Source organism: Vibrio sp. RE88 (genome assembly GCF_013113835.1).
GTDB lineage: Bacteria > Pseudomonadota > Gammaproteobacteria > Enterobacterales > Vibrionaceae > Vibrio.
Window position 1 is genome coordinate 100,323 of sequence record NZ_VTYQ01000005.1, and the last position, 23,753, is coordinate 124,075.

Annotated in this window: 21 protein-coding genes and 1 tRNA gene; 9 read left to right on the forward strand and 13 right to left on the reverse strand. The window is 46.9% G+C overall.

What is annotated here, in order from left to right; translation table 11 throughout:
• Positions 1–95: 95 nt before the first annotated feature.
• Both F0265_RS13000 and metG read right to left on the reverse strand, forming a co-directional pair.
• Positions 96–908, reverse strand: coding sequence for a hypothetical protein (locus tag F0265_RS13000; protein WP_171749205.1), 813 nt, complete (start codon positions 906–908; stop codon positions 96–98).
• 203 nt (positions 909–1,111) lie between these two features.
• Positions 1,112–3,172, reverse strand: coding sequence for a methionine--tRNA ligase (metG, locus tag F0265_RS13005; protein WP_171749479.1), 2,061 nt, complete (start codon positions 3,170–3,172; stop codon positions 1,112–1,114).
• 155 nt (positions 3,173–3,327) lie between these two features.
• Here metG and apbC point away from each other — a divergent pair, with 155 nt between their 5' ends.
• The 4 genes from apbC to F0265_RS13025 all read left to right on the forward strand — a co-directional run bounded on the left by apbC (position 3,328) and on the right by F0265_RS13025 (position 8,513).
• Positions 3,328–4,401, forward strand: coding sequence for an iron-sulfur cluster carrier protein ApbC (apbC, locus tag F0265_RS13010; protein WP_171749206.1), 1,074 nt, complete (start codon positions 3,328–3,330; stop codon positions 4,399–4,401).
• A 235-nt stretch (positions 4,402–4,636) separates the two neighbouring features.
• Positions 4,637–5,278, forward strand: a complete 642-nt coding sequence (gene udk / locus F0265_RS13015) for a uridine kinase (RefSeq protein WP_006962998.1) — start codon at positions 4,637–4,639, stop codon at positions 5,276–5,278.
• A 157-nt stretch (positions 5,279–5,435) separates the two neighbouring features.
• Positions 5,436–7,601: an AsmA family protein gene (locus tag F0265_RS13020; RefSeq protein WP_171749207.1), complete on the forward strand. Its 2,166-nt coding sequence runs from the start codon at positions 5,436–5,438 to the stop codon at positions 7,599–7,601.
• Positions 7,602–7,739: 138 nt separating this feature from the next.
• Positions 7,740–8,513, forward strand: a complete 774-nt coding sequence (locus tag F0265_RS13025; RefSeq protein ID WP_171749208.1) for a hypothetical protein — start codon at positions 7,740–7,742, stop codon at positions 8,511–8,513.
• A 56-nt stretch (positions 8,514–8,569) separates the two neighbouring features.
• Here the strand turns inward: F0265_RS13025 and cobO are convergent, their stop codons facing one another.
• Positions 8,570–9,175: a cob(I)yrinic acid a,c-diamide adenosyltransferase gene (gene cobO / locus F0265_RS13030; protein WP_171749209.1), complete on the reverse strand. Its 606-nt coding sequence runs from the start codon at positions 9,173–9,175 to the stop codon at positions 8,570–8,572.
• Positions 9,176–9,273: 98 nt separating this feature from the next.
• Between cobO and F0265_RS13035 the strand changes: the two genes are divergently transcribed.
• Positions 9,274–9,726, forward strand: a complete 453-nt coding sequence (locus F0265_RS13035; protein ID WP_171749210.1) for a low molecular weight protein-tyrosine-phosphatase — start codon at positions 9,274–9,276, stop codon at positions 9,724–9,726.
• A 1-nt stretch (position 9,727) separates the two neighbouring features.
• Here the strand turns inward: F0265_RS13035 and F0265_RS13040 are convergent, their stop codons facing one another.
• The 3 genes from F0265_RS13040 to sodB all read right to left on the reverse strand — a co-directional run bounded on the left by F0265_RS13040 (position 9,728) and on the right by sodB (position 11,815).
• Positions 9,728–10,390: an SDR family oxidoreductase gene (locus F0265_RS13040; protein WP_006962981.1), complete on the reverse strand. Its 663-nt coding sequence runs from the start codon at positions 10,388–10,390 to the stop codon at positions 9,728–9,730.
• A 198-nt stretch (positions 10,391–10,588) separates the two neighbouring features.
• Entirely contained in the window at positions 10,589–11,098 is a 510-nt protein-coding gene (locus tag F0265_RS13045) for a VC2046/SO_2500 family protein (RefSeq protein WP_021454914.1), read from the reverse strand.
• A gap of 132 nt (positions 11,099–11,230) precedes the next feature.
• A complete protein-coding gene (sodB, locus tag F0265_RS13050) occupies positions 11,231–11,815 on the reverse strand; it encodes a superoxide dismutase [Fe] (protein WP_171749211.1) in 585 nt (194 codons plus the stop codon).
• A 255-nt stretch (positions 11,816–12,070) separates the two neighbouring features.
• Here sodB and F0265_RS13055 point away from each other — a divergent pair, with 255 nt between their 5' ends.
• Positions 12,071–12,406, forward strand: coding sequence for a Grx4 family monothiol glutaredoxin (locus tag F0265_RS13055; protein WP_006962978.1), 336 nt, complete (start codon positions 12,071–12,073; stop codon positions 12,404–12,406).
• A gap of 94 nt (positions 12,407–12,500) precedes the next feature.
• On the forward strand, positions 12,501–14,465 hold the full coding sequence (locus F0265_RS13060; RefSeq protein WP_171749212.1) for a DNA topoisomerase III: 1,965 nt from the start codon (positions 12,501–12,503) through the stop codon (positions 14,463–14,465).
• Here F0265_RS13060 and F0265_RS13065 read toward each other — a convergent pair.
• The 3 genes from F0265_RS13065 to F0265_RS13075 all read right to left on the reverse strand — a co-directional run bounded on the left by F0265_RS13065 (position 14,462) and on the right by F0265_RS13075 (position 16,597).
• A complete protein-coding gene (locus tag F0265_RS13065) occupies positions 14,462–15,247 on the reverse strand; it encodes an AraC family transcriptional regulator (RefSeq protein ID WP_171340693.1) in 786 nt (261 codons plus the stop codon). The genes F0265_RS13060 and F0265_RS13065 overlap by 4 nt on opposite strands.
• Before the next feature lie 14 nt (positions 15,248–15,261).
• Positions 15,262–15,795 carry a YbhB/YbcL family Raf kinase inhibitor-like protein gene (locus F0265_RS13070; RefSeq protein WP_171749213.1) on the reverse strand — a complete coding sequence of 178 codons (534 nt, stop codon included), beginning with the start codon at positions 15,793–15,795 and terminating at the stop codon, positions 15,262–15,264.
• A gap of 121 nt (positions 15,796–15,916) precedes the next feature.
• Positions 15,917–16,597 (reverse strand): SDR family oxidoreductase, encoded by a 681-nt coding sequence (locus F0265_RS13075; protein ID WP_171749214.1) that lies wholly within the window; start codon positions 16,595–16,597, stop codon positions 15,917–15,919.
• A 258-nt stretch (positions 16,598–16,855) separates the two neighbouring features.
• Here F0265_RS13075 and F0265_RS13080 point away from each other — a divergent pair, with 258 nt between their 5' ends.
• Both F0265_RS13080 and F0265_RS13085 read left to right on the forward strand, forming a co-directional pair.
• Positions 16,856–17,782 (forward strand): histone deacetylase, encoded by a 927-nt coding sequence (locus F0265_RS13080; RefSeq protein WP_171749215.1) that lies wholly within the window; start codon positions 16,856–16,858, stop codon positions 17,780–17,782.
• A 9-nt stretch (positions 17,783–17,791) separates the two neighbouring features.
• On the forward strand, positions 17,792–18,274 hold the full coding sequence (locus F0265_RS13085; RefSeq protein ID WP_171749216.1) for an NUDIX domain-containing protein: 483 nt from the start codon (positions 17,792–17,794) through the stop codon (positions 18,272–18,274).
• 177 nt (positions 18,275–18,451) lie between these two features.
• Here the strand turns inward: F0265_RS13085 and F0265_RS13090 are convergent.
• From F0265_RS13090 to F0265_RS13105, 4 genes are all read right to left on the reverse strand, one after another.
• Positions 18,452–18,542: transfer RNA gene (locus tag F0265_RS13090), tRNA-Ser, on the reverse strand.
• Positions 18,543–18,788: 246 nt separating this feature from the next.
• Positions 18,789–20,915: a TRAP transporter permease gene (locus tag F0265_RS13095; RefSeq protein ID WP_171749217.1), complete on the reverse strand. Its 2,127-nt coding sequence runs from the start codon at positions 20,913–20,915 to the stop codon at positions 18,789–18,791.
• A gap of 31 nt (positions 20,916–20,946) precedes the next feature.
• Positions 20,947–21,957 (reverse strand): TAXI family TRAP transporter solute-binding subunit, encoded by a 1,011-nt coding sequence (locus tag F0265_RS13100; RefSeq protein ID WP_171749218.1) that lies wholly within the window; start codon positions 21,955–21,957, stop codon positions 20,947–20,949.
• 290 nt (positions 21,958–22,247) lie between these two features.
• Positions 22,248–23,603 carry a sigma-54 dependent transcriptional regulator gene (locus F0265_RS13105; protein ID WP_171749219.1) on the reverse strand — a complete coding sequence of 452 codons (1,356 nt, stop codon included), beginning with the start codon at positions 23,601–23,603 and terminating at the stop codon, positions 22,248–22,250.
• Between the last annotated feature and the right edge of the window lie 150 nt (positions 23,604–23,753).

Below are 23,753 nucleotides of genomic sequence, written 5' to 3' on the forward strand. Positions count from 1 at the left end.
TATAATTTTAGACTAAGTTGTAAAGTTTGAATTAAGATATTTAATAGAATTTTTACAAATTAAGAGCGCCACAAATCATGTGACGCTGCTACTCATTAGTTAAAAGCAACTTTAGGCAGGGGTAAATACAAACTTTCAGTGATGTTTGACAGCATCTGGTCGTAAACCTGAGAAATGATCAGGGAGATATCTGTCGTCAGCTGGTAGAGCTCTTCCACAGACAGCACCATTTCATCGGATGCTCCGATTTCAGACAGTGTATGCATCGACTTTGAGCTTAGTGGTGAGGCAAGCGACATCGGGCAAATCAATGACAACTGGTTAAGCTTACGCCTTGATTTATCACAATAATACTTCACACGCAGCATGCCTTCTGGGTAATGAGCTTCCTGAATGGAAACACGTAATTGAGTCAGCACTTCCATGCTATCGAGGACTTGCTGCCAGTTAAGGTGGTATTCATCGCTCAATTCTCCTCGCCCAGATTCGATCAACCAAGCGATGGCGACTTCATCCATTAAGAACATACAGTGGCGGATGGCGTGCCCGTGTACAACCTGATTACGAGCGATAGAACGATGCGACCACTCTTTATGTAACCCTTTGAGCTTCAATTGCAAAATTCGATACATGGGCTTGTTTTCAAACTGTGCAACTGAAATCAGCTCACCCGATTTCTCCATCATTTGGTCATAGACTCGTTCTAACTCAGGAAAGTTCTGAAATTGATTTTGCTGAGACAGGGCTTGATGAGTGAGCGATCTGTGCTGCCGACTGAGCAGCAAAACTTGCCTAAGTAATACGAGAATGTCGAATTTTCTCTGTAGTGTCGTTTGACGATGTTTTGAAAAGTGAAACAGCGCCAACAAAATGCCTATGGATATAATGATAGAAATGAGTACAAACATGACCGACTCCTTGTTGCTTGATACCTCTTAATGGGTAGAGCAGCTTTGGTGCCAAGTTTTTATCCATTATATTTCAATGGTTTATTTTAATTAGGCGTATTGGTGTGCTCCTAGAAGGTGCACGAACTCACCAAAAGTGTGAAATAGGACACAAAAAAGCCCCACTATAAAAGCGGGGCTTGAGTAACTAAAAGTCAGCTGACTTACATGACGCGCATGCCTGGCTGGGCACCTTCGTGCGGTTCTAGGATCCAAAGATCGCTGCCACCTGGGCCAGCAGCTAGGATCATGCCTTCAGACATACCAAATTTCATCTTACGAGGCTTAAGGTTTGCTACCATTACTGTTAGCTTGCCTTCTAGCTCTTCAGGTTTGTACGCTGACTTAATACCAGAGAATACCTGACGAGTTTCACCGCCGATGTCTAATTGGAACTTAAGCAATTTGTTTGCTTTTGGCACTTCTTCACAAGAGATGATGCGAGCAATACGCATATCAACTGCTGCGAAAGCGTCGAATTCGATTTCGTCCGCAATTGGCTCTTTAGCTAGTTCAGTCTGGCTTGCTTGGTTCTTTGCTGCTTCTGCCGCTTCTTTTGCTGCCACTTCTGCTGCTGCGTCTTCTTTTGAAGCTTCAACCATCGCTTCAACCTTCTTAGGATCGATGCGGTTGAAAAGTGCTTTGAACTTAGTGATTTCGTGCCCCGTTAGTGGTACAGCGATGCCCTCCCAAGTCAGTTCTTCGTTTAGGAAGCCTTCAGTTCGTGCAGCAAGCTCTGGCATAACTGGTTTCAGGTAAGTCATCAGAACGCGGAATAGGTTAATACCCACAGAACAGATGTCTTGCAGCTCTTGGTCTTTACCTTCTTCTTTCGCTACAACCCACGGTGCTTTTTCATCAACGTATTGGTTTGCTTTGTCTGCCAGTGCTGTGATTTCACGGATAGCACGGCCAAACTCACGAGTCTCAAAAAGCTCTGCGATACGATCAGCAGCTGCAACGAATTCGTTGTATAGCTCAGGCTCAGCGAAGTTGTCAGACAGCTTGCCTTCGAAACGCTTACTGATGAAGCCTGCGTTACGAGACGCTAGGTTAACAATCTTGTTGACCACGTCAGCGTTAACGCGCTGAGTGAAGTCTTCAAGGTTAAGATCGAGATCATCGATACGGCTGTTTAGTTTAGCGGCGTAGTAGTAACGCAAACATTCTGGATCTAGGTGGTTTAAGTAAGTAGCGGCTTTGATGAATGTGCCTTTCGACTTAGACATCTTAGCGCCGTTTACCGTAACGTAGCCGTGCACAAATACGTTGTTTGGCTTACGGAAACCACTGCCTTCAAGCATTGCAGGCCAGAATAGCGAGTGGAAGTACACGATGTCTTTACCGATGAAGTGGTAAAGCTCAGTTGTGCTGTCTTTCTTCCAGTACTCATCGAAATCTAGGTCATCGCGCTTGTCACATAGGTTTTTGAATGAACCCATGTAGCCGATAGGGGCATCCAGCCATACATAGAAGAACTTGTCTTTCTCACCTGGGATTTCAAAGCCGAAATACGGTGCATCACGAGAGATGTCCCACTGTTGAAGGCCTGACTCAAACCACTCTTGCATCTTGTTTGCTGTTTCAGCTTGAAGAGAACCAGAGCGAGTCCACTCTTGCAGCATGCTTTCAAACTGAGGTAGATCGAAGAAGAAGTGCTCAGAGTCTTTCATTACTGGAGTTGCGCCAGATACTGCTGACTTAGGATCAATCAGTTCAGTAGGGCTGTACGTTTCACCACAGTTATCACAGTTATCACCGTATTGGTCTTCTGACTTACACTTAGGACAAGTACCTTTTACGAAACGGTCCGGTAGGAACATCTCTTTTTCAGGATCGAAAAGCTGAGAGATAGTGCGGCTAGAGATAAAGCCGTTCTTTTTCAGCTCTAGGTAGATGTGTGAAGCCAGCTCACGGTTCTCTTCAGAGTGTGTGCTGTGGTAGTTATCAAAGCTAATATCGAAGCCAGCGAAGTCTTTCTGGTGCTCTTCACTTACTGCAGCGATCATCTCTTCTGGCGTAATACCCATCTGTTGTGCTTTTAGCATGATTGGCGTGCCGTGAGCATCGTCAGCACAGATGAAGTTTACAGTGTTGCCACGTAGGCGTTGGTAGCGAACCCAGATGTCAGCTTGAATGTGCTCAAGCATGTGACCTAGGTGAATCGAACCGTTAGCGTACGGGAGGGCACAAGTGACCAGTAGTTTTCTTGGATCGTTTGCCATACTTAATAATCGCTTCTTAAGGTGTATAAAAATAGAGAGTAATACTACATTATCCCACCAGTGACTCCAAGGAGTCATCAGCGCGATTACCTTAGTTTTTTCGGGGTTCAGTCCTGCGCTGCTCAGTGCTACGATTAGATGCATAAGGAGGACCTATGCGTCAGTTCACTTCAAAGCAAGATTTTTGTGCTTGGTTAAACCAATTTGAGCACCCGAGCTTAGCTCCGCAATGGGCATCTGTGGCCAATATTGTCACGGTCGGAGCAAATGCTATCCAGATTGCCATTCCATTTGCTGCTAAAGCGCTCGTTAACGAGTTGTCTGAATGGGTTCAGTCTCAGCAACAAGGTGGTGAGGTTGCCGCTTTTGAGTGCGAGATTACCGTGGTACCTAAACCATTAGAAACTCATGTTGGCCATGAAGTTAAAGGGGTGAAAAATGTCATCGCAGTGACATCTGCGAAAGGCGGTGTCGGTAAATCCACAACTTCAGTCAACCTAGCGCTCGCCATGGCGCAATCTGGGGCAAAAGTCGGGTTACTTGATGCGGATATTTATGGGCCGTCCGTACCAATGATGCTTGGTCAGCAAAATGCGACACCGGTTGTTCGCGATGATAAGTGGATGCAGCCTATTGCTGCGCATGGCATTTACACACATTCGATTGGGTATCTGGTATCGAAGGATGAAGCAGCCATCTGGCGTGGGCCGATGGCGTCTAAAGCGCTGGCTCAATTGCTAAATGAGACAGAGTGGCCAGAGCTGGATTATCTGGTGATCGATATGCCGCCGGGGACGGGAGACATCCAACTGACACTCGCGCAGCAAATTCCTGTGACCGGAGCTGTGATAGTGACAACACCACAAGATCTCGCATTAGCAGACGCGCGCAAAGGTGCGGCAATGTTTGAGAAGGTGCAAGTTCCAGTTGTGGGGTTAGTCGAGAACATGAGTTACCACATTTGTAGCCATTGTGGTGGTAAAGAACACATCTTTGGAGCGGGTGGCGCCGAGAAGATGTCGAGTGAGTATAGCCTCGACTTATTGGCTCAAATTCCTCTGCACATCTCTATGCGTGAAGACATTGATAACGGTTGTCCGACGGTAGCAGCGCGTCCAGATTCTGAACATGCAGCTCAGTATATTCAACTGGCTGAATCCGTATGTGCCCGAATGTACTGGCATGGCAAAGAAAAGCCGGCATCTATCCAATTTACAATGGTCGAGTAACGATAAAACGAGTGCTTTTTAAGCACTCGTTTCGTCATCTTATGGCTTGTAATCGTTTGCGTTGCGCTTATTTAATCCATTTGTAGGTTTGGGCTAAATCCTCACTAGTAACTGCAAGCCGAACTCCCTATAATCAGGCGGTTTATCTATTACACACTAATACACAATGTGTGCTTTTATGCACAATGCTAGTATTAGAACATGACACCAATTCAATTCATCGGGTGCAAGAATAATGTCTGATAATAATCAATGCGTCATCGTCGGTATTGCTGGCGCGTCTGCTTCTGGAAAAAGTTTAATCGCCAGCACTATCTACAACGAGCTTCGTGAGAAAGTGGGCGATCATCAAATTGGTGTGATTACGGAAGATTGCTACTACAACGATCAGGGTCACCTGAGCATGGAAGAGCGTGTTAAGACCAACTACGACCACCCGAGCGCGCTGGATCATGACCTTCTGTGTGAGCATCTTGAAATGCTGACTCGTGGCGAAGCAGTCGAAGTACCAGAATACAGCTATACAGACCACACACGTACAGAAAATACCTCATCTATGACACCAAAGAAGGTGATCATTCTGGAAGGTATTCTTCTTCTGACTGATCCACGTTTGCGTGATTTGATGCACGCGACCGTCTTTATGGACACTCCTCTCGACATTTGTTTGCTGCGCCGTGTGAAGCGCGACGTGGAAGAGCGCGGCCGTACAATGGAATCAGTACTGAAGCAGTACCAAGAAACAGTGCGTCCTATGTTTATGCAATTTATCGAACCTTCAAAGCAATACGCGGACATCATCGTTCCTCGTGGCGGTAAAAACCGTATTGCTATCGATGTACTAAAAGCTCACATTGCAAAACTTTTGAAAGCTTAAGCCCTTATCTCATTCAGGCGCTTTATTTTTTATGTAAGAAGTGGCACTTTAAGTGCCACTTTCTTTTTATGTCTCATAAAAGTTTTCCGACAAGACTTATACTTGGGATATTTGTCCACTCACGTCTGGCAATACCCGAATAGCAAGGATAATGCTGATGAAGAAACTGTTCCTATTTATAGCGATTCCTCTAGTAATCATTATCGGTGCTCTATTGGCACTGGTACTTTTGGTTAACCCAAACCAATTTAAACCTCTTATTGTTGAGCAAGCGCAGAAACAAACTGGCCTTGAGCTAGTGATTGAAGGCGATATCAGCTGGCAATTCTTCCCATCTATCGGCTTTGAGCTAGGCAAAACGGAACTGCGTAACCCGCAGGGTTTTAGCCAGCCAAACATGTTCAAAGTTGAAACAGTGGGCGTTGATGTCTCCGTTATGCCTTTATTCAGTCAGCAGCTTGAAATTGGCAACATCACTCTTGATGGCGCAGAGTTTTACCTCGAAACGCTCAAAGATGGCCGTAAGAACATCGATGCTTTGACTCAGGCTCAAAATACGCAGACGGAAGCCGCGACAACGGATACGCAAAACACAGAAGCGCCTGCGGATTCTGCTCCGACAGAGTCAAGCCCAAGCCCAGCTTCTGCTTGGACGATCAATCTTGCTGGAGTCACAGTCTCTAATGCTGCGGTTGAAATTCAGGATAAGCAGGCTGGTTCGTACACTAAGCTCTACGATGTGTCGCTCAACTTGTCTGAGTTTGCAGTAGATACTTGGACTAAAGCTGATTTTGCCGCCAAAGGCGAAAACAACCAGCAAAAGTTCACGGCGCAAGGTAGTGCCGAATTTAAGCTAGCAAAAGGCTTTGTTGAGTATGCGCTGCGTAATATTGATCTCAATGCGAGCTTTAGCGACCAGGCAACCAAGATGGATTCAATCAAGCTAGGGTTGGAAACGTTTGAGTTTGATAAAGCAAATGCTTTGACTTACAGCGTTGCAGGCCAAGCGGCTGGCCTTGACATCAATATGAAAGGCGCTGGTGCACTGACGGTCGACAAGGCGATTTCTAAAGTGGTGATGAACAAACTGACTTTGGATGCGACATTCAAAGGTGACTCATTGCCTCAATCGCCAATGAAAGTGGATATGGCGTCCGATCTGACGTTTGATCTGACAAAAAGCCACTTGAGCTTTGTGTTAGAGAAATTAACCGCCAACGCACTTGCTTTTGATGGTAAGGCAGATGTGACGCTAGGTGATATTCCAAAAGTGCGCTTTGCTCTGCACAGTCCAAATATTGACTTGGATGAGTTTCTTGGTCTGAATAAGCCAGCAGAGAATGCTTCAGCATCAGGTACAGCAGGTACGCAGAATACAGGCTCGACAAGCTCTAGTAGCGCTTCTGCATCTGCAAGTAAGCCACAGGCCGAAGTAGAACCTGATTTGTCAGCGTTGAAGACGTTGGACGTCAAAGGTGACATTACCATTGATAAGTTCAAAGCCAGCAACGCCAGAATGCAGAACGTCAAAGCGAGCTTCTATGTCAATCGCGGTATTGCAAAGTTGACTTCGTTCTCGTCAAACTTGTACCAAGGTTCAATTACTGCAACCGCTAAATTGGATGCACGTAAGAGCCCAGCTTCTTACACAGCGAAGAAGAAAATCAAAGGCGTTAAAGTTCAGCCGTTACTGAAAGACGTGGCAAATAATGACATGCTGGAAGGGACGGGTAATATTGATGTTGACGTTAAAGGCAGCAGTCTAACCCCAACGGGTATTCAGAAAAACTTGGTCGGTACTATTGGAATTAACTTCACCGATGGTGCCGTTAACGGCATCAACGTTGCACAATTGATTCGTGAAAACTACGCCAAAATAAAAGGCCAGAAAGTTGAGTCTAGCAATGAGACGCAAAAGACAGACTTTAGTGCGATGAAGGCGACGCTGAAACTGAACAAGGGCAATGTGTCGACCAACGATTTAACGATGCAATCGCCACTGCTGCGCATTCGTGGCAATGGTAGTGCGAATTACCTGAATCAAACCGTCGACTTCACGGTTAGTACTTCAATCGTTGGCTCGCTAGAAGGGCAGGGTGGTAAAGACATTGATGAGTTGCGTGATGTAACGATTCCAATCAACATCTCTGGCTCTTGGCAGCAGCCTAAATTCAAGCTTGTTTTCGATGATGTTCTGAAGCAAAAAGCGCAGAAAGAAATTGATCGCGGCCTGAAGAAGCTTGATGAGAAACTGGGTGACAAGATCAAAGATGAAAAGACCAAAGAAGCAGTGAATAGCTTACTGAAAGGTCTATTCAACTAACCCACATGGATATCAATTGAAAGCGCACCCCAGGGTTCGCTTTTTTTTTGTTTTTGGTCCACTTACAAAGTCATTACAAGTGCTTACAGATTCATATTGTGAATGTGAGTAGAGTGGAGCTCTGACTAAGGAGGGAACATGAAACGACTGACTTATCTTTTACCATTTATGGTTGTGCCAGCGCAGGCTGGGGAATTCGATCCTAGCCCCTACGCTAAACAAGGCTGCCCGGCTGATTTCTTTACACAAAAAGCAACGGTGTTTAATGCCGTTACCATTTGTGCGACGAACCAGGTGCCGATTGATAAACTGCGCCACGCTGCGAATGTTGCCGCACAGTGGCTGGACAACGATCAAGATGGTCAGGTTGACCAAACGGGTATGGTTAATGAGCTTCAGGGTAATCGAGCAACTTTGGTCATGAGTGCCAGAGGGTTTAGTGATCAAGCGTTTGAACAAATGGACATCGATGGCATTGTTGGGCAGGACTTGTCCGCGGAAGAAACCAATCCAGATGCGGATCGAGATGCCTCCCAAGAAGAGATTCATCATTTGATCCTGAATGCAGGGTGGCAGGGGCTGTTTCCGAATGTATTCAGCGATCAAAGTTCGCAGCAGAGTGAGCTGTATCGCCAATGGCAAACGGCAGAACAGAAAGGTTACTACTTTTATGATGACCCGACCTGCGATGATGCGTGTAAAGTTACCGAGTTCTTCTATCTGGCAACCGCTGCGTATTCAGGCTCTCAGGCGGATTTGTTTTCTGATGAGATGAGACTTAAGACGAGAAAAGCATTGAGCGATAAATTGCCTGGTACAGTCGCCATCATGGAATCAGATCGTTATCACTACCCCAATCACATATGGCCTGATGGACATTATAAGCATCAAAACAACATCCATATTGAATAGCGATACTGTACAAGAAAGCGTGGCGTAGAGTGACTACGCCACTGATCAGCAAACCGTTACCAATCAACACCCTTGAGTGCTTTCACCCCGGACTCAAACGCATGCTTGACGTTTTTCACTTCTGATACCGTATCGGCCATCTCGATCAACGTACGATGCGCCCCGCGGCCTGTGATGACCACAGATTGCATCTTTGGTCGGTTGTTCAATGCTTCAACGACTTCATCAAGTTCAATGTAGCCGTAGCTGACCATGTAGGTTAACTCATCAAACAGAATCACATCGATAGACTCATCGCTCAGCATGCGCTTACATTCTTGCCAAACTTTCTGTGCGGCTTCGGTGTCGGTGGACTTATTCTGAGTTTCCCAAGTAAAACCCGTCGCCATAACTTGGAATTCCACCCCGAGTTTTTCTAGCAAGTTACGCTCACCGTTGTCCCATGTCCCTTTAATGAACTGGGCAACTGAACATTTGAAGCCGTGGCCAACGGCGCGGGCAATAGTGCCAAATCCTGAAGTGGATTTACCTTTACCGTTACCCGTGATGACCAGTAGTAGGCCTTTTTCTTCCTGAGCAGCAGCAACTTTAGCGTCGATTTGCTCTTTTACTTTTTGCTGACGCGCTTTATGGCGTTCTTCTTTGTGGCTCTCAGAGGTCACGGTAAATCCTTTTTAATTTAATAAAACTGTGTCTATGATAGCTCATCTAACGCAGTGCAAAAAACCATTGGTTTTAAAGGGAAAGGCTAGGAAGAGACATGACAAAGAAACTATTAGTTGTCTGTATGGGAAACATTTGCCGTTCTCCCACGGGAGAAGCGATTCTACGCGCGAAAGCAGAGCAAATGGGCGTGGATGTTGAAGTCGATTCCGCAGGTACGATTGGTTACCACCAAGGTAACCCACCAGATCCTCGCTCTAAAGCCGCGGGTGAGCAGCGAGGTTATTCATTCAAAGGGATTCGTTCCCGCAAAGTTGTGGATAGCGATTTTGAGCACTTTGACCTGATTTTAGCGGCTGATAGAGACAACTTAGCCGATTTAAAAGCGCAATGCCCTTCACAATATCAAGATAAAATTAGGCTTTTTCTTAGCTTTGGAGAAGCGGGTGAAGATGAAATTCCGGATCCCTACTACGGCGGTGATAAGGGGTTTGAGTTGGTGCTGGATTTGATCGAAGAAGCATCAGAAAAACTTCTTCGATCTCTTTAGCTTAGGCGGCCATCACTCGGCCGCTGAAATAATCGTTTGAAACAATGTATTCCGTATTGCGGATCAACTCATCGTGGATTTTAGCCCAGTGGGTTTCTTCTTGTTCGTAGCAAGGGACCACGCCACCGACTCGAATGTTAAACGGCGTCAGTTCTTTCGCCCAGCTCTGGGTAAATCCGGCAACCATAGAGGTCGCATTTTCAAATCCGGATAAATCATGGTAATCCGCGTGAGCAATCACATTCACAATCACGCCGTTTTTCTTATCCTGACGCATTTTTTCTGCTGTAGCCTGGCCAAAACTAAATAATGTCGCGGCCATTAATGATAAATGCTGCGTAAAGACATCTCCCGCGCGATCATCAAAAAACTTGGGCATAGCCTGACTAGTCAAGGCATTGATCAAGACATCCGGTGATTGATGAACCGATTGATCAATAAATCCGAAAAGAGAGTGGATAGAGTCCACTGAATGATCCGGCAAAGCGTATTGATATATATCTGGTGAAATGGCTTTGCAACGGACAAAAGTTTCATTCAATTGAGCCGCGCTTTTATCGCAAAGAACAACGGTGGCACCCAGTGAAGCAAAGTGCGTAGCGAGCGTACTACCAAGCTGTGAGCCTGCCGAAGTGATTAAAATCACGGCACTTTTTATATCCATATAGTGAGCCTCCGTCCATAGCTAAAAAGGTTGTCCACATAGCATGGTAGATTAGTTGTTGCTTAAGTGTGAATAAGCTCAAATAACTTGTGCATATCTTGTGCTTAGGGTAAATAATTTGCACTCATTCACATTTATAAGTGATTGATTGAATATAAAAGAGAATCAAAGACAGGATAGTGTGATCTTGATTGATCTTTAAACCTGCGTTTGGATCTGGAAGGTTCGCTGGGCTTTGATCAGCTGATTGTAGAGATCGATAGGTATCAGTTCCTTGGCGTCTTTTTCGCCTAACTGACGGCGTTGATGGCCAGATAAATTATTGTAAATCTCTTCAGGAAGGTCGTGTGTATCTTCTGGCATGTATGTCAGAACTTCGGGGTGAAGGTAGTGAGTCAGTTTGGCACTTGGTAAGCCTGCGCGATGAAACATATCGGCTTGCATCGCCGAGATAGGGTAGGAGTCCTGATCAGAACGAATTTGCTGGGGAGGTTGCAGTTCGAATCGGCGCCTCAAAGCTTCTTCAGTTGCGTCCTGCTCGTTTACCTTCTCGATGGGGGTATTATCGCGAACGTCATCAGAAAACATCGACAGAATCAAAGCGAAGTCGGCACGACGCCCTTCGTGAACAGCATGGTTAATCCCCTTGCCGAACTGAAGTTCGTTAATAATACCCGCTTTATCTAAGGTGTGAATCTGAGTTTGCATGTTACCTCGCTTGATGCCTATGTAGCGGCAACATCGAGGTGAACTTTAGGGGAAATGACTGACTAGAAAAGAAAAAAGCCAGCTAAGTGCTGGCTTTTTAAGCGACTAAATTTTAAATCCTATAGGGGAGGATTATTTAGCTAGGTTTTCTGCTACGAAGTCCCAGTTAACTAGCGCCCAGAAACCATTCATGTAGTCTGGGCGAACGTTACGGTAATCGATGTAGTAAGCGTGTTCCCATAGGTCAACAGTAAGAAGTGGAGTTGTACCTCCTTCTGTTAGAGGAGTCGCTGCGTTAGAAGTGTTAACGATGTCTAGAGAACCGTCAGCTTTCTTAACTAGCCAAGTCCAAGAAGAACCGAAGTTGTTGATTGCTGAATCAGTGAACTTCGCTTTGAACTCTTCGAAAGAACCGAATGCAGCGTTGATTGCGTCAGCAACTGCGCCTGTTGGTTCACCGCCCGCGTTTGGAGCTAGACAGTGCCAGTAGAACGTGTGGTTCCAGATCTGTGCTGCGTTGTTGAATACGCCGCCAGTAGACGTTTTGATGATTTCTTCTAGCGTTTTGCCTTCGAACTCAGTACCTGGGATAAGACCGTTTAGCTTAACTACGTAAGTGTTGTGGTGCTTACCGTGGTGGAAATCTAGAGTCTCTGCTGAGATATGTGGTTCTAGCGCGTCTTTCGCGTAAGGAAGAGCTGGTAGTTCAAATGCCATTGCTCGATTCTCCATTGATATGAAAGAGTTAAACTCTCTCGATTGCTTCCAGTGTTATTTATTATTCATGGCTCGCCACAGGCCAACCATGTCATTCTGCTGACTTGCGTTATAGTCTAACAAGTTTTTACTTTAATAAAAGCGCCTCGACAAATTTCTTTCTTCTATAAAACCATAGATATTATAGGCTTTTTATTCTCAGCCAATGGTTTAAAATGTGTCAATAACTTGCAGTAACTCCATGAAGAGGAAGTAATGGAAACCATCGACAAAATCAAACAGCAAATCGAAGAGAACGCTATCCTTCTTTACATGAAAGGTTCTCCAAAGCTACCTAGCTGCGGCTTCTCATCTCAGGCTTCACAAGCGCTAATGGCGTGTGGTGAAAAATTCGCTTATGTAGATATCCTACAAAACCCGGATATCCGTGCTGAGCTACCTGCATACGCACAGTGGCCAACATTCCCACAACTTTGGGTTGAAGGTGAGCTGATTGGCGGTTGCGACATTATTATTGAGATGTTCCAGAAAGGTGAACTTCAGCCACTGATTAAAGAAGCAGCTGAACGCGCTGGTGCAGACGAAGAATAATAGAGAAACTACTGTTTAAATTTACAGTTTTTCTTGATTTTTAAGGGCCACATTCGATAATGTGGCCCTTATTGTATCTGCCTGATTAAGTTTTATGTCACGTCTGTTCATTGCTGAAAAACCGAGCTTAGGTCGAGCTATCGCTGCGGCGTTGCCTAATCCGCAAAAGAAAGATCAGGGTTTTATTCGTTGTGGCAATGGCGACGTGGTGACGTGGTGCATTGGTCACTTGCTTGAGCAGGTAGAACCGGATGCTTACGACGATAGATACAAAAAATGGAATCTGGCTGATTTACCAATCGTTCCCGAACACTGGCAACTACGTCCTCGCAAGTCGGCGTCTAAACAGCTGACTGTAGTTAAGAAGTTACTCAAAGAAGCGTCTGAAATCATTCACGCTGGCGACCCGGATCGTGAAGGCCAGTTATTGGTGGATGAAGTGTTGGATTACTGCAAAGTCAGCAAGACGAAAAAAGAAGCCACGCAGCGCTTATTGATTAGCGACCTCAACTTACCAGCGGTCAAACGCGCGCTAAATCAGATGCGCAGTAACCGCGAGTTTATTCCTCTTTCGGTTTCCGCTCTTGCTCGCTCCCGAGCTGACTGGTTGTATGGCATGAATATGTCTCGTGCTTATACGCTACTGGGGCAAAAAGCGGGCTATCAAGGGGTGCTGTCAGTCGGCAGGGTTCAGACACCCGTGCTTGGGCTGGTGGTTCGTCGTGATGAAGAGATTGAGAACTTCGTCCCTGGAGACTATTTTACCTTGCATGCATTGATTCCTTATCAGGACGGAAATAGCGCGTTTGATATCCGTGCCCGTTGGAAACCGAGCGACGCGTGTAAGCCTTGGCAAGACGAAGAAGGGCGGGTTCTCAATCGTAAACTGGTCGAGAACGTTGCCAATCGCATTACGAATCAGCCTGCCAAGGTTGTCGAGTCGGAGCAAAAGCAAACCAAGCAATCGGCTCCGTTACCTTATTCTCTCTCTGCGTTACAGATTGACGCTGCCAAGCGTTTTGGCATGAGTGCTCAACAGGTTCTGGATACCTGCCAATCTTTGTATGAAAAGCACAAGCTCATCACTTACCCTAGGTCGGATTGCCGATACCTGCCGATGGAACATTATGGACAGGCCAAAAGTGTTTGCGATGCGATATCGAATAACTGTAATGAGTTAGGTCAGGCTGTTCATGGCGCTGATTTAAGTCTCAAATCCAAAGCATGGAATGATAAAAAAGTGGACGCGCACCACGCGATCATTCCCACGCCTAAAAAGGCTTCCGTAAATGCACTGTCAGGCAATGAGATGAAAATCTATCAGCAAATTGCTCGCCAGTATCTAATGCAGTTTTATCCAGCCGCGGTTTATGCAGAGGCGAAACTGGTATTTGACATCGCTGGCGGGACTTTTATTGCCAAAGGTCGCCAGCTTGTTTCGGCTGGCTGGAAAGCGTTGATGGGAAAAGTGGATGATGACGACACGGGCGTTGACGCGGTTCCCCCGCTTGATGAGGGCACAGTACTGACTTGTCGTGAAGGCGAGATCAAAGACCGTAAGACTGAGCCACCTAAGCACTTTACTGAAGCGACTTTACTGCAAGCGATGACAGGCATTGCCCGTTTTGTTGAAGACAAAGAGCTGAAAAAGATCCTCAAAGAAACCGATGGGCTAGGTACCGAAGCGACTCGCGCAGGGATTTTGGACACGCTGTTTAAGCGCCAACTGCTGCAACGGCAGGGCAAAACAATCCTCAGTTCACCAGCGGGAAGAGGGCTAGTGCATGCATTGCCTTCCGAGTCGACTTATCCCGATATGACGGCACACTGGGAGCATCAGCTTCAAGGAATGGCTGAACGTAATCAAGCCTACAGCCCATTTATGCAGGCATTGCAAACGCGTATTGATGGTTTAATGCAGCAAGTGAAAGGCGGCGAAGTGCCTGAGTCGCTGCGTCATCTACCTAAGGTGGAACGTCCTGCCTTTAAGCGTAAGCGGAGAAGCAGTGCGAAAACTGGTGGTCAGAAACGTGCGACCACGCGCCGTAAGAGCAGTTAATGTTCATTGCCAATAGTTCGTTGATACTCTCTTGGCGTGACGCCAAACCTTTCTCTAAAACGCTGACGAAAGCGTTCTTCTGACTGATAACCGCACATTTGCGCTAACTGGTAGCCATCGTATTGATGTTTTTGCATCAATTGCAATGCATGGCTGAGGCGCACCTGTGCTAGTAATTGCCGATATTGACTACCTTCCAGTTTAAGCTTTCGGATCAGCGTTGCCCGGCTCATACCAAAATGATCAGCAACGCCTTCAAGAGAGTGTTCGTCCGCTGGTGCGATGGAAAGGTACTGGGTGATAGTTTGAGTCAGTGATGCTTTGGAAGAGCGAAAAATCTTATGCAGAGCGCCTTGTTCTGCCAACTGCTGATAAAGCGGCATCAACCAATACTGCTGAGTGTGGGGACTGATCGCCTTTAAGTTAACTGTTGCAAGCGTATTGAGTGTGTCTCTGACTGGTTTGTCGACTAAGTAGTAAGAGGGACTCGATGAGTGGACGGCACTTTCGCTCAAGTCGAGCATTTCCTGACTAGGTAAATAGTGGAAGCTAAACACTCGTGATAGGAACGGCCCTTTTTCTGGAAGATTGGCAAAGTTCCATGAGCTGGCTGCGCTGCACAATATGAGCGAGTCAGGTGTTAGCGTGACAGACTCTTCCTGCCAGAACAGTCGTTTGTTGCCGGATAAAATCTGGATGATGCTAGGGGAGTGAATCGTCACATTTCTCAAAGCTTGCAAGTGCTGGGCACGAAACTCAGTGATCTGAAATTGGTGAGTCATCACTCCTCCTTCAATTAACGGGTATAGGTTGCTGTCAACGTCGTTTTCGCTAATGCGATGCTGTTAAGGGTAAAGCCAACCACAGCCGCCGGTGTATCCTCACCCAACTCCAGCTTCGCTTTTGGTAGTGCCCAAACCGTGAACTGATAACGATGCATACCATCACCCACGGGTGGACAAGCTCCACCAAAGCCTTTGGTGCCATAGTCAATACGGGTTTCTAAGCCACCCAGCTTGCTGATATCTGCCCCTCTAGGAAGTTGACTCACGCTGGCAGGAATATCGAGTGCAATCCAATGCCAGAAGCCACTTTCGGTCGGCGCATCTGGGTCGTAAGCCGTAATGGCGAAGCTCTTGGTGCCCTTTGGTGCGTTGTCCCAGCTTAACTGCGGCGACAAATTATCGCCTGAGCATCCCCAGCCAGCAAACTCGAAGGTCTTCTCCATTGGATGACCTTCCTGAATATCCTGACTGGTTAGATCAAAGGCGAATGTGTTGCCTGACAGCATCAGGCCTGCTGTCATTAGTGCTAATTTGGTTGCTTTCATGTTGAGCTCCTTGTGTCTGATTTAGTGTCAGTTTACCGAGCTCAATCTGTTTCTATGGATCTAAAAGTATCACATTCAATCTAATGTTAGTTAAAAGTGATACTTTTTGTTGATTTTGATATTACCAAGGAAGTGCGGTGCCATCGTAGTTGATAAATTCACCAGAGCGGCTGATATCGGCGCTCTCGATCATTTCAACAAGTCCCGCCGCGGATGTTTGCGTATCAATTAACGCATTTGGCCCGCCCATTTCTGTTTGTACCCAACCTGGGTGAAGCGCTAACACGGTGAAACCTTGACTGGAAAGGTCGTTACTCAGGCTTTTTACTACTGAGTTAAGCGCGGCTTTGGACGAGCGATAAATATAACCGCCACCAGACGTGTTTTCCGTCATGCTACCCACTTTAGAAGAGAGGCAGGCGATCTTTTTAAGCTGACCTCTTTGTAGATTGGGGAACAGCGCTTCAACGAGTTTTAGTGGCGCGATGGTGTTAATTTCAAGTACTTTTCGCCACTCGTCGATATCGGTATGACCAAAGCCGTAGCCTTTTGGCCCGTAATAGCCAGCATTATTGATCAGCACATCAAGCGCTGGCAGAGCATTGGCGAACTCACTCAGCCCTTGATAATCCGTCACGTCGAGCGGATGACACGTCAGGTTGTCACCTTCCAGTTCAAGGAGATCCTGCGAGCTCTTCTCTGAGCGATAGGTTGCGTGAACCTGCCAGCCTTGAGCAAGATAGTTTTTGACTAAGCTCAGCCCGATACCACGGTTAGCTCCGGTGATTAGAACAGTTTTCATGGTGAACCCCTGTTAAAGTATTTGGGCTATTTTGCTAAGTGGTCAACGTAAAATCAACTAGCCACCATGCAGAGACCAGCATCAGGGAAAACAAAGATATAGCGCCAACTGAACCGACTATGATTCCTAGCAGTAAAAACAGTTTTGGATGATGCATAAGATTAAACAACTTAAATGATAATTATTACCATTTAAGTTGTTTTGCAACCGTGATGCAACTTGTTACCATACTCAAAACTCAAATATCGACTGATATCAATGATCCCACTGATTTATCATTCCATCTATTCAGAGCTGCCGTTACCGCAATGCCACCGATACCCGATCCATAAGTATCGACTGTTATTCAATGAGATCGAAAAAGCGCGCTTTCGCGACGAGCAGTGGCGGACGTTTTTCCATTACTGCGAACCTCAAGCTTTGACATCAGATGAAGTGATGAAGACGCACTGTGAACAGTACGTGTCTGAACTGTTTTCTGGTCGTTTGCCCGCGGCGCGGATGCGACGCATTGGTTTCCCATGGAGTGAATGCCTTATTGAACGCACGTTGACGTCGGCTGGTGGAACCTGTCTGACGGCTGAAAAAGCGATTGAACATGGTGTGGCTATCCACTTGAGTGGCGGATACCACCATGCACATTATGATTTTGGCAGTGGGTTCTGTTTACTCAATGATTTGGTTTTGGCGGCGAAACGTGCACTAACATATGAAGGCATCGAAAAAGTGCTGATTGTTGATAGTGACGTCCACCATGGCGATGGGACGGCAACGCTATGTGCAGATCAGGATGACATAGTGACGCTATCCTTTCATTGCGATAAAAACTTTCCTGCACGTAAGCCTGACTCAGATATGGATGTGGCTTTACCACGTGAAACCAGCGATGAAGAGTTTCTTAGCTCGTTTGCCTCAGTTGTCGAAATGGCGATTAATCTGCATCAACCGGATTTGGTCCTTTATGATGCGGGCGTGGACATTCATCAAGATGACGAGCTCGGTTACTTCAATGTTTCTACTCAAGCGATTTACCAACGAGACGTTGCCATGTTTGAGCTGGCAAAAACAAATGCACTTCCGATAGGCTGTGTTGTTGGAGGCGGCTACCGTACTGACCACAGTGAATTGGTACCAATCCACATGCAGTTACTTAATGCGGCCTTTCAGGTCTATGGCAATCAATAAAGGTTAACAATGGAACAGAGAATTCGGGCTGCAGGTATACTCATCGACAATGACGCGATACTGCTTTTGAAAGTCAGAGACTTTACGGGAGAGTATTGGATCCCACCGGGTGGTGGCATGGAAGAAGGCGACAGAAGCTCCAAAGATTGTGTTGTGAGGGAGTTTAAAGAAGAGGCCGGGCTGGATATTGAAGCAGGGGAACTGATATGTGTGCGCGAGTTTCTTGAAACGCACAGAAACCGCTATCACTCAGAATTCTTCTATCGCGTCTCCCGCTATCATGGTGAACCTCATATCGAGAACCTCGCTGGGCTTAACGACGAAGAATACATCCAGTCTGTGGAATGGGTGCCTTTGACTGAACTGAACGACAAGCGTATGTATCCGAAAGAGCTTAAAGATAAAGTACTGGAACTGATTAAGACCGAAAGCTTTTCTACTCATCTTGGTAGCTACGCGCAAGGCGATCAGGAAGATATCAATCAGTTATAGGCTGAGTGAAATTTTGCCAATGAGAGAAGGCGACATGAGAGTAAAAAGTCCGCTCAGATAAGAGTGGGCTTTTTATAGAGAAGTGGGTTGCACTCAACTCGGTGATTAGACAACTTCCGTTTCCGAACAACAAAAATGAAAAAAGCCGCTAATTGCTTAGCGGCTTTTTACTGAATGTGGCGGAGAGATAGGGATTTGAACCCTAGATACGCTATTAACGTATGCCGGTTTTCAAGACCGGTGCTTTCAACCACTCAGCCATCTCTCCGTTGTTGAGGCGAATAATATATAGGTTGGTTTTTCTTGTAAACCCCTAATTTTACTGATTGCTTTAATTGTGAGCACTTGAAGAGGAAAACTAGATCAAGTGCGTGTTTTTAGACCAAATATGACGAATAAACAGAGAGTTATTCGGTAGTGACCGGTAAAAAATAGGTTTATAGAGAGTAGAAAGAGCGCTGTGATAATCACAGCGCTCAGAAGTATAGGTCTCTTTAGGTAATCATCCCGTCGGCTAAGAGGAAACAGGTTGTTGTAACGGCGTAGGCTGATAATGTTTTCGACTGTACCACACGAAAGCAATCAATATTGCACAGCATGCTAAGCGCACAATCAAGGCAGTTTCAGGCCAGACGAGAGCACAACCGATAGCGACAAGTAAGATACGCATTACCAGATGAATTTTCCCTTCCAGATAACCTTCCATCGCGCCAACAAATGCATAAGTGCCCAAAATAGCGAACACCCCTGCTTCCAGTACTGACATCGTATCCCAGCTGACTATACCACTGTAGGCGATCAGCAGCGGAACCAGATACAAACCCTTGGCTATTTTCCACGCTGTAAAGCCGGTCCGCATCGGTGGAGTGCGGGCAATGGTCGCGGCGGCAAAGGCTGTTAAACACACTGGCGGCGTGACATTGCTGTCTTGCGATAACCAGAAAATGATCAGATGCGCGGACAGCAAAGCCAGACTGACGGTTTCCAGTCCCAAGCTTTGTTCAAGTAATGTCTGCATAAAATCAGCAGGTACTTGGGAGAGCAGTTGCTGAGCCGTTTCCAATGACATCGGGGCGGCAAGTGTGCTGAGTTGATCCGGTGCGGTGAGCATAAAGATAGACATCGCCTCTTGTGGCAGTTGACCCGACACCATGAGGTCGAGTAGCTGTTTCTCTGCCAGCAATTCGTACAGAGCAGGCGCAGACAGCGTGCCTAGCACAATGTAAGACGCGGTGACAGGCAAGCCCATTCCCAGTATCAAAGAGGCTAGGGCAACAAACAGGATCATCAGCAGCAGTTGTCCGTTTGCCCAGTGATGAATCATGAGTGAAAAGGTGTTGCCAATACCTGTGGTACTGATGACATTCACCACTAAACCAATCCCGACCAAAAGCACGGCGGTGGTGGCCATGTTTTTTGCGCCTTGTGCCAATGCTTCAAAAATAGCGCGTGGGCCCATTCTGTGCTGTTTCGAAAACCACGACGCGACCACAACAGACAAAATGGACAGCCCTGCGGCATAAGTAGGTGTAAATCCTTGCACCAACAGCGTCACTAATACTGCTAATGGAATCAGGTTATGCCAGCCGGACAACAACACACGGAGCAATGATTCGCCGCCAGTTGACACCTTCTGTACCCCGCTACGTTTGGCTTCAATCCGCACAAAGAAAGCCACAGAGAGAAAGTAAATCAACGCAGGTAGCAGAGACACTAAGATGATGTCGACATAGGGGATTTGCGTGTAAGAGGCCATGATAAATGCACCTGCGCCCATGACAGGCGGCATGAGCTGTCCTCCGGTTGACGCAGCCGCTTCGACGCCGGCTGCAAAGCGAGGTGGAAAGCCTGCTTTTTGCATCAGAGGAATGCTGATCACGCCCGTGGAAACTGTATTGGCGACACTTGAACCAGATACCGACCCCATTAAACCCGAGCCTATGACGGCGATAAAACCGGGCCCACCTATGATTTTTCCAGCCGCAGCTTTTGCTACGGCAAGAATATAGTCACCAACGCCTGAACGGACCAAAAAGGCGCCAAACAGAATGAACATGAAGACAAACGTCCAGCTTATGCGCGAAATAGGGCCGAACATCCCTTCTGATGAGTAGAAGCTTCGATAGAGCAGAGTCTCAAAGCTCAACCCGGGAAAGTGGAATAAGCCGGTTGTCCATTTACCCCACAGTACCACGTAACTGAGGCAGACAAGGATCAGGACCGGAATGAACCAGCCCATGGTGCGGCGTATGAGTTCTATGACGATGGCGATCGCCAGTACGGAAAAGAACCAGTCGCTGGCGATAAAGCTCATGCCTCGCTCGTAGAGTGCATCTTCAGCAAACGGGAGGTAGACGACACAAGCTAGGATGGCGATGACGAGTCCAACATCCGCAATAAGTGCCGTTCGATTTCCCTTTAAAGACCCGTGTGCTGGGTACCAGAGTGCACATATGATGGCGAAACCAGCAAAGTGAATGGCAGAAATCCATAACTCAGGCAGTGTCGCTATGGTGTTAAACCAGATATGTAATAGAGAGAGAACCACGCCGAGTGTTGTAATGACTTTCCCAACCAAGGGAAAGTCAGTACGTGTGGGCAGTTCAAACTTTTGCAGTTCTTGCTGAAGCGAATCCTTCATAACAAACTCCATGCGTGCAGGTCAGAACGGATTAACGCACAATCAACTCAGGTGGAAGATCGATACCCATTTCTCGGTAATAGCGAGCAGCACCTGGGTGCAGTGGTACGGGCAGGCCGGAGGTGCCTTTTTCCAACGCCATCGCCTTGGTGGCTTTGTGGATGCCTTGCAGGAAGGATAAGTTTTCGTAGATTGCTTTCGTCAGCTGATAAACGTCTTCCTCTGGAATATCGTCGCGCACCGCAAGGAAGTTTGGCTGAGCAATTGTAGTGATGGGTTTGTCTACGCCTGGGTAGGTGTTGGCTGGTATCTCATATTTGGTCCAGATGTCATATTCCTGATTTGCCTGTTTGATTTGCTCATCGGTGAAAGAGAGGATTTGAATGTCACTGCCAAGCGCGGCAAACGCCTGAGTAACCGCACCAACAGGCACGCCCGCTGGTGTGTTCATACCATCAATGGTGCCGTTTTGCAGTGCGCTGGCGCTACCACCATAGCCCATAAAGGCCAGTTTGAAATCTTCCGGATTAATAGAGAGGCTGCGCAGTATCTGACGCCCTGAGTTCTCTGTACCAGAGCTTTTCTTACCAATAGAAAACTTTTTGCCTTCTAGTTTTTCAAGGTCACTTACGGTTCCTGTCTGCGCTAAGTTTGAACGGACAATAAAATGCTCCACGTTTTGCCACAGCATGGAGACTGAACGCAGCTGAGTTTGACTGCCTGCCTTCTGATAAGGCCCCGCTCCTTGCCATGCCCAAGCGCCATACAGCCCCTGCAAAATCGCAAACTGCGCCTGATTGTCATTAAGAAGCTTAATGTTCTCTCCCGATCCTGCAGAGCTGATGGCGGCCAATGAGAAGTGCTGCTTAGGGGCGAGCTTCACCTTACTTAACGTTGCCAGTGCTACGCCTACCGGGTAGTAAGTTCCACCAGTTGAAGCGGTTGCGAGAATATAGCTGCGATCGCTAGCGAGAGTTGAATGAGCAAATGCCAGCGCGCTGAGTGTGAGTACTGTGGTTGTGAATATCTGTTTTAACGTCATGATGATGCTCCATATCATTAGATGTTATTAAAATTGGAAAACCACATAGAGCAAGCAGAATGCCAAAGGTTAAGTTATTGTAATGAAAGGTGTTTTTATTAAGTCACGCTCTAAATAAGCATTAAGTTGCTTATTTGTAGCGATTGCCGTAAGCAAAAAATGGCTCATCAAGAAGGGAGTGCAGCGAACGACGTATCAGCCCCTAAATAGCGCGATTATTGCTAGTCGGTAAATGGCGCCGAGACGTGCAACATTCAGATAAGCGGATTTTTGCCTATCGGCTGAACAAGCTAAGAGGAGACATAGTCGCTTCGGTTTAGCGCGTACTTGACCATCTTTTGGTTGAGTGTTCGTCGCGGTAAATCCAGCTCTTCCATCACATCATTGATGCATCCTTGGTGGCGCCTCAACGCGTCGTGGAGAATCTTTCTCTCGAAGCTCTGCATCTGAACGGCGAGTGGTAAACCTTGCTTGATACCCGCTGTGGTAGCCTGTGGACGGCAAGAGAGAATGTCACCAACAGTCAGTGAATCATCCAGTGCAAAGCGAATCGCGACATTACGCAACTCACGAACATTGCCCGGCCAAGGGTAGTTGAGCAACGCTTGTTGATCGGCTGGGCTGGCACGTCGCGTGTTGGGGTTGGCTTCCTGAGTAAAATGTTCAAACAGCAGTAAGGCGTCTTCTTCTCGGTCTTTCAGGGCAGGTAGATGCAGCTGGGCGATGTTCAAACGGTAAAACAGATCTGGGCGAAAATCAGAGTGATTGAGCAAGTCACACTTAGCGGCTGAGATGACGCGCAAGTTGACCTGCTTAGCGTGATTACTGCCCACACGTTCGACGGTACTTTCTTGCAGAGCGCGCAACAGCTTGACCTGCATTGCTAAGGGTAAACTTTCTATTTCATCAAGGAATAAGGTGCCTTGGTCGGCAAATTCTATCTTGCCAATACGTCGCTTGCCGGCGCCTGTAAAAGCCCCGGCTTCATGACCAAACAATTCACTTTCAAACAAGTTATCTGGTATTGCGCCGCAATTGAGCGGTACAAATGGATGCGATTGTCGGGTGCTAAAGTGATGCAGGCAGTAGGCAACCAGCTCCTTTCCGCACCCAGTGTCGCCATAAATGATGACGTTGGTGTCAATGTCGGCGACTTTCTGCACCTGCTCACGCAGCTCGCACATGACTTGACTGCGGCCAATCAATATTTGCTCAATACCTTCAAGCCTCTGGAGATAAGCCTGCCGTGATTGCCACTTCTGAGATTCGATATAAGGCAGGATGGCTTGGTTGATGGTTTGCGCTAAGCGTTCAGGCTCAAATGGTTTTTCGATGAAATCGTAGGCACCTTGCTGAAGAGCTTTGACCGCCATATCGACATCACCATGTCCGGTAATGAGGATCACCGGAATGCCCGGAGCTTGCTGCTTCACCTGCTGTAGCAATTCCAAGCCGTTGATTCCCGGTAAACGAACATCGCTGATGATCGCCATGAACTTATGCTGAGTAATTTCGGCCAGCGCCGCCTGACCATTGTCAAAGGTGGTGATATCAAAGCCAGCCAGTTGCAGCCATTGAGCGGTCGTCTGGCGAACGATTGGGTCGTCCTCGATCAGCGCTATAGAGTGTTTAGTTACTTGTTCCATATCTAACGTCGTTGTCTTTTTTCGTCACGTTAAGGAAATTGTCCTCAGGCGAAAAGGAGCTAGCTCTCACTTTATGCAACTAATCTACCCCTTTTAAAACCAAGCAGTGTAAGTCGTCAAAACCTAATATGTGTGGCCTCAATAAGTGAT

Excerpts from the sequence above, each read along its gene's own strand:
- sodB (WP_171749211.1), bottom strand. The coding sequence starts at position 11,815 with ATGGCATTTGAACTACCAGCTCTTCCTTACGCGAAAGACGCGCTAGAA.
- F0265_RS13020 (WP_171749207.1), top strand. The coding sequence starts at position 5,436 with ATGAAGAAACTGTTCCTATTTATAGCGATTCCTCTAGTAATCATTATC.
- F0265_RS13065 (WP_171340693.1), bottom strand. The coding sequence starts at position 15,247 with ATGACTCACCAATTTCAGATCACTGAGTTTCGTGCCCAGCACTTGCAA.
- F0265_RS13085 (WP_171749216.1), top strand. The coding sequence starts at position 17,792 with ATGGAACAGAGAATTCGGGCTGCAGGTATACTCATCGACAATGACGCG.
- F0265_RS13040 (WP_006962981.1), bottom strand. The coding sequence starts at position 10,390 with ATGGATATAAAAAGTGCCGTGATTTTAATCACTTCGGCAGGCTCACAG.
- apbC (WP_171749206.1), top strand. The coding sequence starts at position 3,328 with ATGCGTCAGTTCACTTCAAAGCAAGATTTTTGTGCTTGGTTAAACCAA.
- F0265_RS13100 (WP_171749218.1), bottom strand. The coding sequence starts at position 21,957 with ATGACGTTAAAACAGATATTCACAACCACAGTACTCACACTCAGCGCG.
- F0265_RS13060 (WP_171749212.1), top strand. The coding sequence starts at position 12,501 with ATGTCACGTCTGTTCATTGCTGAAAAACCGAGCTTAGGTCGAGCTATC.
- F0265_RS13025 (WP_171749208.1), top strand. The coding sequence starts at position 7,740 with ATGAAACGACTGACTTATCTTTTACCATTTATGGTTGTGCCAGCGCAG.
- F0265_RS13105 (WP_171749219.1), bottom strand. The coding sequence starts at position 23,603 with ATGGAACAAGTAACTAAACACTCTATAGCGCTGATCGAGGACGACCCA.
- F0265_RS13075 (WP_171749214.1), bottom strand. The coding sequence starts at position 16,597 with ATGAAAACTGTTCTAATCACCGGAGCTAACCGTGGTATCGGGCTGAGC.
- F0265_RS13095 (WP_171749217.1), bottom strand. The coding sequence starts at position 20,915 with ATGAAGGATTCGCTTCAGCAAGAACTGCAAAAGTTTGAACTGCCCACA.
- F0265_RS13055 (WP_006962978.1), top strand. The coding sequence starts at position 12,071 with ATGGAAACCATCGACAAAATCAAACAGCAAATCGAAGAGAACGCTATC.
- F0265_RS13080 (WP_171749215.1), top strand. The coding sequence starts at position 16,856 with ATGATCCCACTGATTTATCATTCCATCTATTCAGAGCTGCCGTTACCG.
- F0265_RS13035 (WP_171749210.1), top strand. The coding sequence starts at position 9,274 with ATGACAAAGAAACTATTAGTTGTCTGTATGGGAAACATTTGCCGTTCT.
- F0265_RS13045 (WP_021454914.1), bottom strand. The coding sequence starts at position 11,098 with ATGCAAACTCAGATTCACACCTTAGATAAAGCGGGTATTATTAACGAA.
- udk (WP_006962998.1), top strand. The coding sequence starts at position 4,637 with ATGTCTGATAATAATCAATGCGTCATCGTCGGTATTGCTGGCGCGTCT.
- metG (WP_171749479.1), bottom strand. The coding sequence starts at position 3,172 with ATGGCAAACGATCCAAGAAAACTACTGGTCACTTGTGCCCTCCCGTAC.
- F0265_RS13000 (WP_171749205.1), bottom strand. The coding sequence starts at position 908 with ATGTTTGTACTCATTTCTATCATTATATCCATAGGCATTTTGTTGGCG.
- F0265_RS13070 (WP_171749213.1), bottom strand. The coding sequence starts at position 15,795 with ATGAAAGCAACCAAATTAGCACTAATGACAGCAGGCCTGATGCTGTCA.